General features: G+C 43.7%; 13 protein-coding genes and 1 pseudogene. 9 read left to right on the top strand and 5 right to left on the bottom strand.

The window, feature by feature from the left end; all coding sequences use genetic code 11:
- Window positions 1-127 (bottom strand): annotated as a pseudogene (locus HWQ41_RS20315) (pantothenate kinase); the annotation flags it as partial.
- A gap of 188 nt (window positions 128-315) precedes the next feature.
- Here HWQ41_RS20315 and HWQ41_RS20310 point away from each other — a divergent pair.
- The 7 genes from HWQ41_RS20310 (at window position 316) to HWQ41_RS20285 (ending at window position 6,395) form a co-directional block, all read left to right on the top strand.
- Complete coding sequence (locus tag HWQ41_RS20310) at window positions 316-2,040, top strand: diflavin flavoprotein (protein ID WP_292766669.1); 1,725 nt, start codon at window positions 316-318, stop codon at window positions 2,038-2,040.
- A gap of 161 nt (window positions 2,041-2,201) precedes the next feature.
- On the top strand, window positions 2,202-3,914 hold the full coding sequence (locus HWQ41_RS20305) for a diflavin flavoprotein (RefSeq protein ID WP_292766667.1): 1,713 nt from the start codon (window positions 2,202-2,204) through the stop codon (window positions 3,912-3,914).
- A gap of 786 nt (window positions 3,915-4,700) precedes the next feature.
- Entirely contained in the window at window positions 4,701-4,970 is a 270-nt protein-coding gene (locus HWQ41_RS20300; RefSeq protein WP_292766665.1) for a hypothetical protein, read from the top strand.
- Window positions 4,970-5,080: a PIN domain-containing protein gene (locus HWQ41_RS34330; RefSeq protein ID WP_366931688.1), complete on the top strand. Its 111-nt coding sequence runs from the start codon at window positions 4,970-4,972 to the stop codon at window positions 5,078-5,080. The genes HWQ41_RS20300 and HWQ41_RS34330 overlap by 1 nt, the downstream gene beginning before the upstream one ends.
- A gap of 15 nt (window positions 5,081-5,095) precedes the next feature.
- Complete coding sequence (locus HWQ41_RS20295) at window positions 5,096-5,299, top strand: hypothetical protein (RefSeq protein WP_292766663.1); 204 nt, start codon at window positions 5,096-5,098, stop codon at window positions 5,297-5,299.
- 26 nt (window positions 5,300-5,325) lie between these two features.
- Window positions 5,326-5,730, top strand: a complete 405-nt coding sequence (locus HWQ41_RS20290) for a nuclear transport factor 2 family protein (protein WP_292766660.1) — start codon at window positions 5,326-5,328, stop codon at window positions 5,728-5,730.
- Between the two features lie 101 nt (window positions 5,731-5,831).
- Window positions 5,832-6,395, top strand: a complete 564-nt coding sequence (locus HWQ41_RS20285; RefSeq protein WP_292766657.1) for a Uma2 family endonuclease — start codon at window positions 5,832-5,834, stop codon at window positions 6,393-6,395.
- Between the two features lie 128 nt (window positions 6,396-6,523).
- Here the strand turns inward: HWQ41_RS20285 and HWQ41_RS20280 are convergent, their stop codons facing one another.
- Window positions 6,524-6,841: an RNA-binding protein gene (locus HWQ41_RS20280; RefSeq protein ID WP_292766654.1), complete on the bottom strand. Its 318-nt coding sequence runs from the start codon at window positions 6,839-6,841 to the stop codon at window positions 6,524-6,526.
- 264 nt (window positions 6,842-7,105) lie between these two features.
- A complete protein-coding gene (locus HWQ41_RS20275) occupies window positions 7,106-7,645 on the bottom strand; it encodes a phycobiliprotein lyase (protein WP_292766652.1) in 540 nt (179 codons plus the stop codon).
- A 1,092-nt stretch (window positions 7,646-8,737) separates the two neighbouring features.
- Here HWQ41_RS20275 and HWQ41_RS20270 point away from each other — a divergent pair.
- On the top strand, window positions 8,738-10,216 hold the full coding sequence (locus HWQ41_RS20270) for an efflux RND transporter periplasmic adaptor subunit (protein ID WP_292766649.1): 1,479 nt from the start codon (window positions 8,738-8,740) through the stop codon (window positions 10,214-10,216).
- A 38-nt stretch (window positions 10,217-10,254) separates the two neighbouring features.
- A complete protein-coding gene (locus tag HWQ41_RS20265; RefSeq protein WP_292766646.1) occupies window positions 10,255-13,518 on the top strand; it encodes an efflux RND transporter permease subunit in 3,264 nt (1,087 codons plus the stop codon).
- Between the two features lie 294 nt (window positions 13,519-13,812).
- On the opposite strand, the gene HWQ41_RS20260 is transcribed toward HWQ41_RS20265, so the two are convergent.
- Complete coding sequence (locus HWQ41_RS20260) at window positions 13,813-14,871, bottom strand: glycosyltransferase family 4 protein (protein ID WP_292766643.1); 1,059 nt, start codon at window positions 14,869-14,871, stop codon at window positions 13,813-13,815.
- Between the two features lie 375 nt (window positions 14,872-15,246).
- Window positions 15,247-16,674, bottom strand: a complete 1,428-nt coding sequence (locus HWQ41_RS20255) for a WGR domain-containing protein (RefSeq protein WP_292766641.1) — start codon at window positions 16,672-16,674, stop codon at window positions 15,247-15,249.
- Between the last annotated feature and the right edge of the window lie 127 nt (window positions 16,675-16,801).

Genomic DNA, 16,801 nt, shown 5'->3' with positions numbered 1-16,801 from the left:
GTATAAGAGACTCAGGAAGATAGTCACTATCCCAAGCTGAGTTAAGCGTCTCGCCAATAAACAATGCCCAATGCAGCCGAGAATTTCCAATTTCCAACGCTAACCAAATTTTCTCTATCTCCCTCATCTCCCTCATCTCCCCCATCTCCCTCATCTCCCCCATCTCCCTCATCTCCCTCATCCCCCCAATCCTCTGCGGTTTCACTCTTTTAATTTTTTTAAGTCAGTAATAGGTTTTTTAATAAAAATTAACATTCAAGCCGTGTAACAATAAACCTAGAGGAACAAATACTCATTGTGTTAAGGAGGGGAGTTATGGTAGCGCTCACCGAAAAAACTGAAAAACGGCTGACCATACAGACTGTAGAAATCGCTCAAGAGACGACGGCTATTCGCTCTTTGGATTGGGATCGCGATCGCTTCGATATTGAGTTTGGTCTGCAAAACGGTACCACTTATAACTCGTTTCTCATCCGTGGGGAGCAGACTGCCTTAGTTGATACCTCCCACGAAAAGTTTCGTCAACTATACTTTGATACCCTTACCGGACTAATCAAGCCAACAGAGATTGATTATTTGATTATCAGCCACACCGAGCCAGACCACAGTGGTTTAGTTAAAGATTTGCTGCAAATGGCTCCAGAAATTACCGTTGTCGGCTCTAAGGTGGCGATTCAGTTTCTTGAAGATTTCGTACATCAGCCATTTAAACGGCGGATTGTGAAAAATGGCGATCGCTTAGATTTGGGTAATGGTCATGAATTTGAATTCGTGATTGCTCCAAATTTACACTGGCCGGATACTATTTTCAGTTTTGACCATAAAACCAAAATTCTCTATACCTGCGATGCTTTTGGGCTACACTATTGCTCAGATAGCACCTTTGATGAAGACTTGGCAGCGATCGAAGAAGACTTTCATTACTATTACGATTGCTTGATGGGGCCGAATGCGCGGTCAGTTCTATCTGCCCTGAAGCGGATGGCGGAACTAAAAACCATCGGGATGATTGCCACAGGACACGGGCCATTATTATCCCATAATGTTGAGGAACTAGTTGGACGTTACCGCACTTGGAGCCAAACACAAACCAAGGCAGAAACGGCAGTTGGGATATTTTACGTTTCCGAATACGGATATAGCGATCGCCTCGCGCAAGCAATTGCCAATGGTATCGGTAAAACGGGTGTCGCCGTGGAAATTGTCGATTTGGGATCTGAAGTCGATTTACAAGAACTGCGGGAACTAGTCAGCCGTTGTGCTGGCATAGTTGTTGGTCTACCTCCGGCTTCTGGTGCTGCTAGCATCCAAGCTGCACTCAGCACAGTTTTAGGATCAGCCAAAGAAAAGCAAGCGATTGGCGTGTTTGAAACTGGCGGTGGCGATGATGAGCCGATAGATCCTTTGCTGAGTAAATTCCGCAATTTGGGTTTGACAACAGTTTTTCCAGCGATTCGGATTAAACAAACGCCCACAGAAAATACTTACAAGTTGTGTGAAGAAGCGGGTACAGACTTAGCTCAATGGGTAACACGCGATCGCACTATCAAAGCCATGAAATCTCTCGGTGCTGACTTAGATAAAGCACTAGGCAGACTTAGCGGCGGATTGTATATTATTACTGCCAAAAAAGGCGATGTATCCAGTGCCATGCTAGCCTCGTGGGTGAATCAAGCTAGCTTCAAACCCTTGGGATTTTCCATTGCCGTAGCCAAAGATCGGGCAATTGAATCACTTATGCAAGTAGGCGATCGCTTTGTTCTCAACATCTTAGAAGAAGGCAATTTCCAACCACTCATGAAGCACTTTTTGAAACGGTTCGTCCCTGGTGCAGATCGCTTTGAAGGTGTGAGAACCCAGCCAGCCGAAAATGGTGCCCCCATCCTCAACGACGCCCTCGCCTACATGGAGTGCGAAGTCGTCAGTAGAATGGACTGCGGCGACCATTGGGCAGTATACAGCACCGTCTACGCCGGACGAGTTTCTAAGCCAGATGCGCTAACAGCTGTGCATCATCGCAAAGTCGGTAATCATTATTAAAGAAGGGACTGGGGACTAGGGATTGGGGATTAGGTATTAGGAATTAGATATTGGGGATTGAATATTAAGATATTGGGAATAACTTTCCCAGTCCCCAGTCCCCAGTCCCCAGTACCCAGTACCCAATCCCCAGTCACCAGTCCCAAATCCCCAATAAAGCTATGTCAACAAATAAACCCCGTGATGTTCAAGTTTATCCAATAGCTACAGATACAAGAATACTGCGATCGCGCAGTTGGTCAAGGCTGAGATTTGAAATTGAATATGCTCTTGCTAAGGGTACAACTGCTAATTCTTATTTAATCGAAAGCGAGAAAACCGCAATTATCGATCCTCCAGGGGAAACGTTTACACAAATTTATTTAGAAGCGTTGCAGCAGCGTTTCCATGTCGAAGAGTTAGATTATGTGATTTTGGGACACGTAAATCCCAACCGGGCTGTAACTTTAAAAGCTTTGTTGGAAATTGCCCCGCAAATCACTTTTGTTTGTTCTAATCCAGGGGCGATAAATTTACGTGCGGCGCTGGAAAATCAAGACTTGCAAATTATTGTGATGCGGGGCGAAGAAACTCTAGATTTGGGCAATGGGCATAATTTACAATTCATTCCCACCCCCAACCCCCGCTATGCAGATCAACTTTGCACCTACGATCCACAAACAGAAATTCTGTACACAGATAAGTTATTTGGGGCGCATGTTTGCGGTGATCAGGTATTTGATGAAGGCTGGGAAATATATAATGAAGATCGGCGCTATTATTTTGATTGCCTCATGGCTCCCCACGCCCGTCAAGTTGAAACAGCGCTAGATAAACTTGCCGATTTTCCCGTGAGAATGTATGCCAATGGACACGGGCCTTTGGTACGCTATGGCTTAATCGACCTAACCAAAGCTTATCGAGAATGGAGTCAACAGCAAACATCTGCTGACTTGACAGTAGCGTTAATTTATGCTTCAGCTTACGGGAATACAGCCACATTAGCCCAAGCGATCGCTCGTGGGATTACAAAAGCTGGTGTTGCCGTAGAATCGATTAATTGCGAATTCACTGAACCTGAAGATATCCGGCTTGCTGTCGAAAAATCTGCTGGCTTTGTCATCGGTTCACCTACTCTCGGTGGTCATGCACCCACGCCCGTACAAACAGCTTTAGGAATTGTACTATCCACCGCTACTAATAATAAACTTGCTGGTGTTTTTGGTTCCTTTGGCTGGAGTGGGGAAGCGGTTGATTTAATTGAGAGTAAATTAAAAGATGCTGGCTATCGGTTTGGTTTTGACACCATCCGCGTAAAATTCAAACCCGACGATGCCACACTGCAATTGTGTGAAGAAGCTGGAACCGACTTTGCCCAAGCACTGAAGAAAATCAGAAAAGTGCGATCGCCAAGTCAACCTGCAACAAGTGTAGAACAAGCAGTTGGTCGGATTGTCGGTTCTCTTTGTGTTCTCACAGCAAAAGAAGGCGATCGTTCCAGTGCCATGTTAGCTTCTTGGGTGGCTCAGGCTAGCTTTAGTCCCCCTGGTTTAACTATCGCCGTCGCCAAAGACCGCGCAGTAGAAACACTGACACATACAGGAAACAAATTTGTCCTCAACATCCTCAAAGAAGGGAATCATTTGGGGTTGATGAAGCATTTTCTTAAACCCTTCGGGCCAGGACAAGACAGATTTGCTGATGTCGCCGCCCAAGAAACTGAAAGTGGTTCTCCCATACTTACCGATGCCCTAGCATATCTTGAGTGTTCCGTACAAAACCGGATGGAATCTGGCGACCATTGGCTAGTTTATGCAACTGTTGAGAGTGGCAAATTGTTAGATAATGATGGCGTTACAGCCGTGCATCATCGCAAGTCGGCAACTCATTATTAATCAATCATCTGTAATTTGCCACCCCAGCCTATTTTTGCTAGTACAATTGTTCCCCTCCTCGCTTGCGGGGAGGGGTTAGGGGTGGGGTGCTTTAATTTTGGGCATACTTGCTAGGGATCAGATTATGTCTGATAGCGGATCTTGTTGAATGTATGAAATAAAAATATACCTATTGTATGTAGTGTATCTTATAAGAAAATTATGAAACTTATAAAAATCCATGTAATTAAATTACCTTCAAAATTTTGACTCGTATTCCCATGCCTAAAGTGACTTTATCTTATATATCTCAGCTAAAAGTGATATATCTCACTAAATGTCTTATTTTGTCCTATAATATAAATAAGATAAATAAAAAAAGCCCGTGAACTCCATAATTCACGAGCTTGAATCATTAAATGACTCAAAAAGCTATTAGTAGTAGCTCTGAGGTCAATTGTGTGCAGGCTTATTTCTGTTTGATCAGCGAAACTAGTGAAAGAATGGACTTAGTAATTGAATCTGTTGACTTGGCAGTATTAGCAACATTAAGGGAAATGTAAGCTACTAGAGCCAATAACAGGAAAGTCGAAATAAACTGTCCTACCATTTTTTTGTAGTTTAATAGTCCAATAAAAAATCTGCCTAGATGAAAGATATCATCTAGCAATTTTTTCATTGGTTGTAACTAATATCATAACACTGAAATTGTATAAATACTGAAGTATAGCCCCAAGCTATTAGTCTGAGGGCAGTTCGTATTAACAGGAAAAAATGCAAAGTGTAGCAGACTAGTGGTTCAATTTTTTGCAAAAACTAACTCAACGCTCTCTGTTAGAAATCATTGCCATGACGTTACGTGAACTTGAAGATCAAGCACTGAGATTATCTGCCGAGGATCGTTGGCAGTTAATCAATGCATTAATGCGATCGCTCCAACCAAAACTTCAGCCAACATCAAAGCCGAAGGGTTTAGCTGCGAGTTTAATCGGCATTGCAAAGACTGACACCCTGCCACCTACAGATGAAGAAGTGAAAGCTATGCTAGATGAGCGGTTGGTGCAAAAGTATCTGTAATGCGAGTTTTATTTGATACAAACGTTTTGCTGGATGCTTTGCTAGCGCGTGAACCTTTTGTGGCGGATGCTGCTTTTTTGCTAGAGACGGTTGAATCGGGGCATTTATAATTGAACTCAAAACACATGCCAGAAAAATCGCAAAATTCTGACGATGAGCTTCAGGCTGAGTATCGCTTCGATTATCAGAAGGCAAAGCCCAATCGCTTTGCTGCCTATAGTGGAACGCAACAGTTAACAGTTGTGGTCTTAGATGAAGATGTGGCTCAGGTTTTCAACACACCAGAATCGGGTAATGAATGCCTCCCTTTTTTGGGTAGGGTAGTATAAAATTAGTTTCCGAGAAACTATTAAGCATGACTCTGACATCAAGTAGAAAAGCAGACTATTTAGAGGAATCGCTTCTCCGTGAGTTTGAGGAGTGTTTGCTTCAACCGGATGTGCGAAAGTCAGCTAAAGATGTTATGGACTTACTTGCTGACGAGTTCATTGAGTTCGGAAGCTCAGGGCGTGTTTTCGATAAACAGCAAATTATCAAGAGCTTACAGAATGAACCCATCGAACCCCTGACTCAAAGATCGATAACAGAATTCAAAACGTTAGTTTTAGCAACAGGGGTTATTTTAGTAACTTATCGTATAGTCAGACATGGTGGATCTGGCGAACAGCCTGTTCATTCGCTGCGAAGTTCCATCTGGAAATTGAATAATGATCGATGGAAAATGATCTTTCATCAGGGCACTTTGGTTAGAGAATCATAGGCGTGCTGATTTGAGCGTAGAGGAATTTATTGCATTACTGTAGCGTGAGTTATTGAGTGTGTCAGCGATCGCGCGGTTTTGAATGAAAAAGGAGCAATTCAATGGATACAGTTGTGCTAAATCTAGACCCAATTGTTCATCTAACGGATGAGCAGTTTTATCAACTCTGCATGGCGAATAAAGATTTAAATCTGGAACTTAATGCCCAAGGAGAACTGATTATTGTGCCACCAGTCGGAGGAGAAAGCGGAAATCAAGAGGCGGGACTGATTATAGACTTGGAAATTTGGAACCGCCAAACAAAATTAGGAATAGTTTTTAGTTCCTCGACTATCTTTAGACTGCCGAATGGAGCAAATCGTTCTCCTGATGCTGCTTGGGTAAAATTGTCACGATGGGAAGCGCTAACTCTTGAGGAGCGTCAAAAATTCCCGCCACTAACGCCTGACTTTATAATTGAACTCAGATCCCAGAGCGATCGCTTAAAACCGTTGCAAGACAAGATGCAGGAGTATATAGAAAATGGTTTACGCTTGGGTTGGCTGATTAATTCTCAAGAACAGCAGGTGGAGATTTACCGAAAAGGATTGCCTGTAGAGGTAATTCAAATGCCAGTACTGCTTTCTGGAGAAAAGGTTTTGCCTGGGTTTCAGTTACAGGTATGATATGATCTCACAATTGCCAAAGCGTCCCAACCGAAATTATTTAGAGTCAAAGTTTTGCATAGAAAAGGCTCAAGCATTGCTACCTGAGCCTTTTCTAAATTCAATTAAGTTACTTTCGTCTATTTAGCTTAGTAGCGGTTACGGTTGTAGCCGCCGCCACCGCCACCACGGTTTCCACCACCGAAGGAAGAACCACCCCTGTCTTCTCTGGGCTTGGCTTTATTAACTTTGAGGTCACGACCAAGCCATTCAGCACCATCAAGGGCTTCAATGGCTTTTGTTTCTTCATCTTCTGAATTCATTTCCACAAAAGCAAAGCCGCGTAAACGACCTGTTTCACGGTCAGTGGGTAGCTGAACACGCTTTACAGTACCATATTCTGCAAATACAGCACTTAGCGCGTCTTGTGTAACTTCATAGGAGAGGTTACCTACGTAAATTGACATTAAATGTCTCCAAAATCATAAGTTTGTAGAGATTTAGATTTCGGAGAGAAGTCTGTAATACCAAAAGGGAAAAGCCTGTCAATACTAAAAACAAACACTGTCGCCGAATTAATTCTCATTTCACTTCCCATGATGGCATAACAACTAACTTTCTGGGGAAAAGTTTAAAAAACTGTTATAAAAAGTTATGTTACTAGTTGATAGCTAAGTGCTGACTAGTCCGAAAACGGGTGAGGCTATAGCGAACCGCACCCACGAGATAAATTAATCCACTCTCTTTTCTAAATATTGACCAATCATCAACTGCTCACCAGCACGGGAGATGATGGTTTGTCTGGTGCGGTATTTGCTGCCAATTAGCTTTAACTCTTCCTCAAACATTGAACCGTTGTACTCAGTTCGCAAACACAGTGTTTTCGGGTTGGAGAAATAATACTGGGCGGTGACTGGTTTGGATATGGCAAAACCGCGATCGCGACACAAAATGTTTCCCACAGCCCCAAATAATGTTGAACCTTGCGACTCTTTCCTTGCCTTCAGCACATCCGTACTTTCCCATGTAACTGCTGCACCACAGAAAAAACTACCCGCATCAGGCAATTCGTGCATTTGAGCAAGCTTTTGCAATTCATCACAGCCCTGCTCTAGAAACTTGATCGTAACTATACTCTCCATCTCCTTAGTTTCTCCCTCTGGGAGGGTGTAGTAGCGTCGTTGCGATTGCCACTTCCCCATTGATTCCTGGAAAAATTCGGAAATCTGGGATTCGTCAGCAGTTTGTACAATTTTTAGCAATGATGTCACTCGTAACTTTCCTCACCTAATATTGGTGGTTGTAGTAGATATCGGCCTTTTCTTTGCTATATATGCGATGTCTACGACGGGCTACGCCTACGCTTGATCGAAATCTTACAGCCTCAAAAAAAGCAATATATGTTTACTATTCTTAATATATTAGATCAAGCGTAAAAATTACTAGGCATTAGTAAATTTGGCTATGTAAGCCTAAGTACAGTTATTTGAAAAGTGTTTCGCTGTGACTTTAGGCACTTTTAGATCCCCCCTAACCCACGCCAGTCGCTCCACTTGGGGAGACCCCAGACGCTCGCAGACTCGCTAACGCTGCGCTATCGCTTTTAGCGTCTCCCCTTCTCTACGAAACGCCAAGGGCGATGGGAGAAGACCGCGCTGGCTCCCCTTAAAAAGGGGGGAACCGGAATCAAAGTCCCCCAATTTATCGGGGGATTTAGAGGGATCTAGAACTTTTAATACCGACAAGAGAACTTTTCAAACATCCTCTAAGTACAGTTATTTGATACTGCCCATTTGAGAATTAGGGGCGTGAAAGTCCAATATCTTCAGGAGACACAAGTCTTCTCCTAGCGGCAGATTGCAAGAAATTTAAAAATATTTATACTAAGTTAAGAATTGCATCGTCAGCTAAAAAGCTGCCTACTCGATGTAATGAGTTAAAGTGGTGAGAATTTTTCGGGATAAAAAGTAGTTTTTGATACAAAATTCTGCAAAAAGATAGCTAATTGACCAAATAATTACTAATTCGTAATTCGTAATTGAAGAATACAAGCCCGCAAGATTGATCAATGGAGACAGGAGTTAGGCAAACAATAGCTGAAAAGAATGGTTTTTAGGTAGGGGCAATTCATGAATTGCCCCTGAGCGCGTGTAGTTTTGCGTAAGTACTAGGAAAGATAAAAGCGCGTAACGTCATTATTTCAGAGCAAGCGACTTCAGTCGTGGGGTAATAATTACGAATTACGAATTATCAATTACGAATTATTTTGACTCTCGCCGCTTTTCATTAGTCATCTGTCTCAAAATTACTTGGTAATGCACGGCTGTTTAACCCCAAAAGCTCCCCAAATAGGAGAAAAATAAATGATTTTGGACAGAAATAAGCCGCAGAAGCAGGCGAAAATCTCACCTTTCGCAGCCGCTAACCAGGTAATGAATACCCAGTTAGATTCAGTTGTGAAAACTGATGTGGCTGTGGCAGACGCAAAGAGTAGTTTTGATTTTACATCCATATTATTGATTCCCTGTTTGCTGGGCATAGGACTGCTGATAGCGAATTGTGGAGCGCTGCCCAAGGAATCGGCTGATGCAGAATCTGAGAGTCCTGGTAGTGGTGCAACGCCTGTAGATGTGGCGATCGCTCGAACTGACTTGCTGCAAAAACAACCAGAATATATAGGTAATACAACACCTTTTCGGATTGTATCAGTGCGATCGCAGGTAGAAGCGCGGTTGTTGGCTTTGAACCTTGACGTCGGCGATCGGGTAAAGGTTGGGCAAAACGTTGGGCAGTTAGATGATGCCATACTTTCGACCCAGTTAAAGCAAGCAGAAGCAGAACTAGCAGCCCTGAAATCAGAAGTAGCGAGGGCAACCAATCAGGTAAGCAATGCCCGTGCAGACGTTGAACGGGCGCGGCTAGAAGTGGTACAAGCTCAGGCAGACTCAGAACGCCAACAGAAACTCTTCAAAGCTGGAGCGATCGCTGAACAAACTGCCCAGCAATCACGTACCCAGGCAAAAACAGCTGCCCAGGCATTGCGGGCAGGCCAAGAACAAGTCCGTACAGAACAGCAAGCCGTCGCCGCCGCCCAAGGTAGAGTACTTGCTCAACAGGCATTGGTTGCTCAAACCAAAGAGCGTAGCTCTTACGCTCGGCTGACATCCCCCATCACTGGCGTAGTCACAGAAAAGGTGACAGAACCCGGCAATCTTCTGCAACCAGGTAGCGAAGTTTTGAAAATTGGCGACTTTAACCGTGTGAAAGTCGTCGTCCAAATTTCCGAATTAGAACTGGCACAAATTCAGGTTGGGCAGTCTGTACAAGTGCGCTTAGATGCCTTTCCCAACGAAAGATTAATTGGCAGAGTGACGCGCATTTCCCCAGCCGCCGATGCCACATCTCGGTTGATACCTATAGAGGTAGTGATTCCCAACAATCAAGCCAAAATTGGTAGTGGACTGCTGGCGCGAGTCAATTTTGAAACCCAGACAACACAGCGCGTAGTAGTGCCGCAAACAGCTATTCAGAAACAAGCAGGCAGTAATAACTCCAAGGGTACAGGGGAGACGCAAACAAATGTCCGGCAGAATTCCCCATCTAACACATCTGGTATGACAGAGGCAAAGTCACAAGACCGAAATGGGGCAATATTTGTCGTCAAAGATACAGAAGGCAAAACGAAGGTAACAACACGAGCCGTAATGTTAGGAAAAAAGGCTGATGGTAGAGTCGAAATTTTATCTGGTTTGCAAGCGGGAGAGCGCTATGTTGTTCGTAGTGGTAAGGCGTTAAAAGAAGGTGACACTGTAAGTCTTTCAATTCTTTCAGAAAAGCAATAAAAAAAGTATTCAGTAGTCACCACTTATCACTTAGGATCATGCAACAGGCAAATAATAATAATGGCAATAGCGGATTTAGCCTCAGCGCGATCGCTATCCGCCAACACATTGGTACACTCATGCTCACCGTGGCAGTAATTGTCATTGGGGTATTTTTTCTCACAACGATTCAAGTCGATCTACTACCGTCAATTACCTATCCACGAGTTAGTGTCCGGCTAGAAGCCCCTGGTATTTCACCGGAAGTAGCCGTAGATGAAATCACCAGACCCTTAGAAGAAACTTTAGCGGCAACCGAGAATGTAGTGCAAATTTTTTCCCGCACCCGTGAGGGACAGGTGAACCTGGATTTATACTTCCAACCAGGGGGCGATATTGACCAAGCCCTAAACGATGCGACTGCTGCTTTTAACCGAGGCCGAGGACAACTGCCAGATACGATAGAGGAGCCGCGCTTATTTAAAGTCGATCCCTCCCAATTGCCAGTTTATGAATTGGCACTGACATCTACTTCGTTACCAGGGAAAGATTTACGCGTATTTGCTGATGAAGAATTAACGCGTGAACTCAGTGTAGTGCCAGGTGTCGCTTCAGTTGATGTATCTGGTGGTGCTGAAGAAGAAGTACGAGTGCTTGTTGACTTAAACCGATTGCAAGCTCTTGGTGTGGGGTTAAATGATGTCTTAGATGAATTAACAGCCCGTAACCAAGACACTTCTGGGGGGCGGATTCTGGGGCAAAATTCCGAGCCATTGACTCGGACTGTAGGACGCTTCCAAAATGCTAGGGAAATTGAAAACCTCTCCTTGAAAGTCTCCTCTCCCTCATCTCCCTCATCCTCCTCATCCCCCTCATCCCTTCCCCGCCGCGTTTATTTACGAGACTTTGCGGAGGTAATCGATGATACAGAAGACCAGCGAGTATTTGTTTACCTGAATCGTCAGCCTGCTGTGAAATTTTCAATCCAAAAGCAGCCTGAGGCCAATACAATCACAGTTGTAGATGCTGTGAAGCGGCGAATTGAACAATTACGGCAATCGGGTTTAATTCCAGCAGACATGACTTTGAGTCCCACTACAGATGAATCTGTCTTCATCCGCAATTCTTTAAATGATGTCATCTTTTCGGGGATTTCTGGGGCATTGTTAGCAGCAGCAGCAGTGTTGTTGTTTTTGGGATCATTCAGGCAAACATTTATTATCAGTTTGACGATTCCGTTGTGTACTCTGGCTGCGATCGCATTGATGAAAATATTTGGCTTGACGTTGAATGTATTCAGTTTAGCAGGGTTGACATTAGGAGTCGGTCAAGCAATTGATACATCGGTTGTGATTTTAGAAAATATTTCTGAAAAAGCGGGGATGACTCCCAATCAGAGAGAGATGCAAGAAGGGGATTCGGGGAGAAATTCCAAATTCTTTATTGACAGTGCGATCGCAGCTTCCCAAGAAGTAGAATCTGCTTTAGTTGCTGCTACAGGTGCCAACTTAGTTTCTGTAGTGCCATTCCTCTTAATTGGCGGTTTTATTGCACTGCTATTTAATGAACTGATTTTGACAATTAGCTTCGCAGTCGCAGCATCCCTTGTCGTTGCAATTACAATAGTGCCGATGCTGTCTTCTCGACTCTTGGGAATTCGCTGGTCTAGTAGAATCAGCGAATTTTGGCTACTTAAACAATTTAATCACCGATTTGAAGATGCTACGCGGGGATACGGAAACTTCTTAATCAGAGTTTTACGCTATCGGCTCCTTGTAGTTACTGCTGCTTTGCTAATTTTAGGTGGCAGTAGCTTCTTTATGTTTGGTCAAATTCCCCAAGAAATTTTACCCCGCATCAGTACTGGTCAAGCTAACTTGAGAGCGCAGTTTCCTCCCGGTACACCTTTAGCAACTTCTGAAAAAGTTATGCAAATTGTCGATGACATTTTGCTTAAACAACCAGAAACCCAGTCTGCTTTCACAACTGTGGGTGGTTCTTTATTTGGCAGCAATACTACAGAAAATCCTTTACGTGCCAGCAGCACCATCAATCTTAAACCAGGCACAGATGTCGAAGCTTTCGTCAAAAAAGTAACTCAGCAATTTAACAAACTCAACTTAGCAGGAATTCTGCTGCGCCTCAATCCTGGTCAGGTGCGGGGTTTAATTTTGAGTAATTCTCCTGTGCAAGGGTCAGACGTTGACGTAATTCTGCAAGGTGAGAATGAAGAAAACTTAACGCAAGCAGGCGCACAAGTGCTGCAAGCATTGCAAGAAAGGGCAAAATTAGCGACATTCCGACCAGATGCCGACCCTCGGCAACCGGAAATCCAAATTCGCCCTGACTGGGAAAGGGTTTCGGCTTTAGGGTTGAGCGCTCAACAAATTGGTGCAACAGTTCAGACAGCAATTGAAGGTTCAGTTCCGACGCAAATTCAACGCGGTAATCGTTTTGTTGATGTGCGGGTGCAGCTAAATAAAGAAGCGATTCAGCGTCCTTCCCAGCTAGAGCAATTACCGCTATTTACAGAAAATAATCAACTAATCCGCCTTTCAGATGTTGCGAACATTCAAGAAGGTCAAGCGCCTGGTGAAGTGCAACGGATTAATCAGCGCCAAGCTTTTATTGTCGCCGGAAATCTCAGCGAGGGAGCTAGTCTTGGTGAAGCGATCGCCGAAGTCAACAAGGTACTCCAGGATGTAGACTTACCTGATGGGGTTTCAATTGTGCCTAGTTCTGCCCAAGAAACTAATCAGCAACTTCAGGATGCTTTAAAAACTTTGGGGGCGTTGGCAGTGTTCTTAATCTTTGTAGTCATGGCGGTGCAATACAATTCGCTGATTGACCCATTGGTAATTATCTTCACCGTACCACTAGCGTTAGCTGGGGGAATTTTTGGACTTTACATCACCCAAACTGCAATTGGCGCAACTGTAATTGTTGGTGTCGTGCTGCTGGTGGGAATTGTGGTGAACGCAGGGATTCTCATGGTGGAACTAGCGAACCAAATTCGGGATGAAGAAGGTTGTACTCGCCAAATTGCGATCATGAAAGCTGCTCCGCAACGCTTGCGCCCAATTATCATGACCACAGTAACCACTATCTTGGGACTGTTTCCCTTAGCATTGGGTATTGGCGAAGGTTCGGAGTTTTTGCAGCCTTTAGGGATTGTAGTTTTCTTTGGGATGGCGATCGCAACAATGCTGACACTATTTATCATCCCCTGTTTTTATATTCTGCTGCACGATTTGCTAGGTGGAAATTGGGCGAAGCCAGTGTTAAGCCGGTTGCGTGGATTTACGAAAAAAGTTAGTAGCTAGTTATTATACCGCTATTCCTGAATCAACTAGCGTTTTGAGTGTACTGGTCTTTGCTGCTTTAGGTATAGTATTAAAACTAAAGCGATCGCTACACTGTTAACGCTGTTTATCATCCTCTGTTTTTATACTCTTAGGACTTACGCACAGGTAACGGAAAACGAACCACAGAGGACACAGAGTTCACGGAGGAATAAGAGTTTAAGAAGGTTTTTGCGTAAGTCCTGACTCTGTTACAGGGGATTGGGAACTGGGGACTAGTAAAATATAACTGACAATACCCAATGCCCAATGCCCTCATTCTGTAATTAATTCACGATACACTGCCAGTGTTTCCTGATGGACGCGGGCAACACTCAGCCACTCTAGGTTTTGATTTGCCCGTTGTTTCCATTCGTGCAGCATATCGGCATTACTCAGTAATTGTACTAAAACCCCAGCCAAAGCATTACTATCTTTTACTGGCACTAAAAGACCTGCTTGCCCATTGTCCAAAGCTTCAGGAATCCCATCTACCTGAGTGCCAACGATCGCAGTTCCAGCTTCCCTCGCTTCCGAAAGTACCAGAGGGCAAGGGTCACGATGGGAAGCCAACACAAATATGTCACAAGATATGAGATAGCGTTGAGGTTCAGATTGGAAGCCCTCAAAATGAATGCGTTCTTTTACAGAAGTTGCTTCTGCCAGTGCCTCAAAGAGCTGTTTATCAGGGCCATTTCCTACCAAATAAAGATGCGCTTGGGGAAAATCTGAGGCAATTTGTGCAAACGCAGCGATTAACTCAGCGATTCCCTTGCGTTGATACATCCCGGCTACGGTAGCGATCGCTGGACGCTGTAATGGTAAAGGTTGATAATCCTGTATTTGTCGAGTGCGGGGACTGCCCAAAGTTCCATTGCATACTACCCGCAACTTATTTTCTGGGATACCACGCCTTGCCATAGAATCTCGCACCGCCTTACTGACGGCAATTACCCTATCAGCTAAACCCATCAGCAGACTGGAACGCTGAAATTCGTTATGGACTGTGGAAACTAAAGCATATTTATGTCCTTGAAAAATGCGTGCTAGAATGATTCCCGTCATCATATGTGCATGAACAATATTTGGCTGAAATTCTGCTGCGATCGCTCGATAACGCACAGCCGCTTTGATAATACTTATCGGTTTCCTGGTTTGGTCTAGTTGGTAGTGTTTGACACCACAAATATCTAGTAAAGTCTCGTATTCACCACCAGCAGAAATAACCGCTACTTCGTGACCAGATTTTGCCTGTAAACAAGCCAGATCCACAGCCACATTTACAATACCGTTACCTATTTCTTGAACGTGATTCAAAATATGTATGATTCGCATAATCTTTGAGATGTGTATAAAAAATAAAGATAAGTAACTGAGTGTAAATCAACATAATTATTGAGGTCTTCAGTAACAACTCAAAAGGAGTCAGTAGTGTGTAAAATTGACCACTTGCTACTGACTAAGAGCGCTTCTAACCAGTTACTTAGCTTAAAGACTTATTCAGTAACGGCTCGATAAATCGGGGTAAAACTCCAAAATTCTGAAGACTAAATCTGCTATTTCAGTCGCTACAGCCTTATTTTCTATTTTCTATTTCCCAATACCCTGGCATCAGATTCTAGTACAGCACAGCGATCGCTCCGATTTTGGCTGCGTGTTTATAACTTATAAATGCTTACTTGATACCTAAATAAGCAAATTTTTCCAGACTTATTGTTGGCTCAACTTCTGAATCTCACCATACGCACGGTAGAAACCACCGCGTGCCGATTCGCGTACTTCTTGAACAAGATAGCGCTCACCTTCAGTACGAATATCTTTAGGAAATTGCACTTTCCAGCTTGGATTATATCCTGGGTAAACAACACGAACTCTTAGTTGAGTGCCTTCTCGAAAACACTCAACAATTACTCCAGTGCTTGTGTCTGTTGCTGTTTCTAGAACAGCAGAAGGTTTAGCTCCTTCACCCTTTGGCGCTTTAATAATAGTTGCTTCGGGAACTGTTCCAGTTTGAGCGGCTGCAATGGCAGTTTCACTAGCATCAATACAAGCTAGAGTGCCATCAGTTGTAACAATGTAAATGCGATCGTCGAAAAACTGCATAGATAAAGCCGAGCCGCAGCCAGTAGCCAGCTTCCACAGACGTTCACCTGCCTGATTGAAGCAATAAATCGAAGAACTGTTATCACCAGCAAACACATACTCACCATTGAGTGCAGTCGCACAAGAGTAAACTGCCGCATCACAGTTGTAAACTGAGCCAACCTTACCCTTCTTGCTAAAGCTGTAAACTTTATGGTCGCTTGTGCCTGCATAAACAATCGACGCTTCCTGCCAGCCAAATAGTACGCTACCTTGAGTTTTGTGATGCCACAGCACTCGACCTTCCTTGTAATCGTACATCGTAACGCCTTTGCTATGACCGTGATAGACACCAGATTCGTCACAACGTACCATCCAACCAGAATCACCTTGACTCAAACGAGTCCACTGTGATTCATCATCATGATCGATTGTCGTCACACCGCCGTTAGCATCAGAGACTGCCAGTAAGCCATCTTTAATGTCTAGCCAAAAAATATCCACCTGATCATCAATTTTGTAAGTCAAACGTGGTAATTTGCCAGTTAAATCATAGACGTTGCCATCATCACAGCCAGCATAAATCCAAATATCATCAGCAACTAAACATTTGACTCCATCAGGAAGTTTAAACTGATTGATCACTTTACCCTGATGATTTAAAGCAAAAATCTGACCTGTTTGATTACCTATCCAGCAACGTTTAGTATCGATAAAAATCCCAAAAGCAGCAGAAGTAGAAGCAAATTCCCACACAATTGGAGCTTGTTTTGCTGTTGAAGTAGTACTGCTAATTTGGCGTCGTGTCACAGGACGCTTTTGACGAAGACCTAAAATCGCTACTTCATAACCTTTACCCAGCTTTTCTTTAATTTTCTTACTTGCTTCTGCTTGAGCTTTGTCCGAGGTAGGGTAAGTTTTAGTCTGAGTTTGTCCTAAGTCACCAATACGACCATAACGTATAGTTAATTGAGTATCATTAACTATAACTTCATAGAATTTATGAGAGCCTCCATTTACTTCCGAAAGCTCTAAATATGTTTTTTCTTCAGACATAACATTCTCTCATAACAAAAGGGTTAACATGTCATCTTTTCAAACACTTGACTTCGATATATAGCGTTTCCTAATCACATGAGGTACATCATAGTCCCCTCTTCGCTTGCGGGGAGGGGGTTGGGGG

Source organism: Nostoc sp. NOS(2021) (assembly GCF_017115025.1).
Taxonomy (GTDB): Bacteria; Cyanobacteriota; Cyanobacteriia; order Cyanobacteriales; family Nostocaceae; genus Nostoc.
The sequence above is the reverse complement of the archived record's forward strand: the minus strand, read 5'-3'. Positions and strand labels throughout refer to the sequence as shown.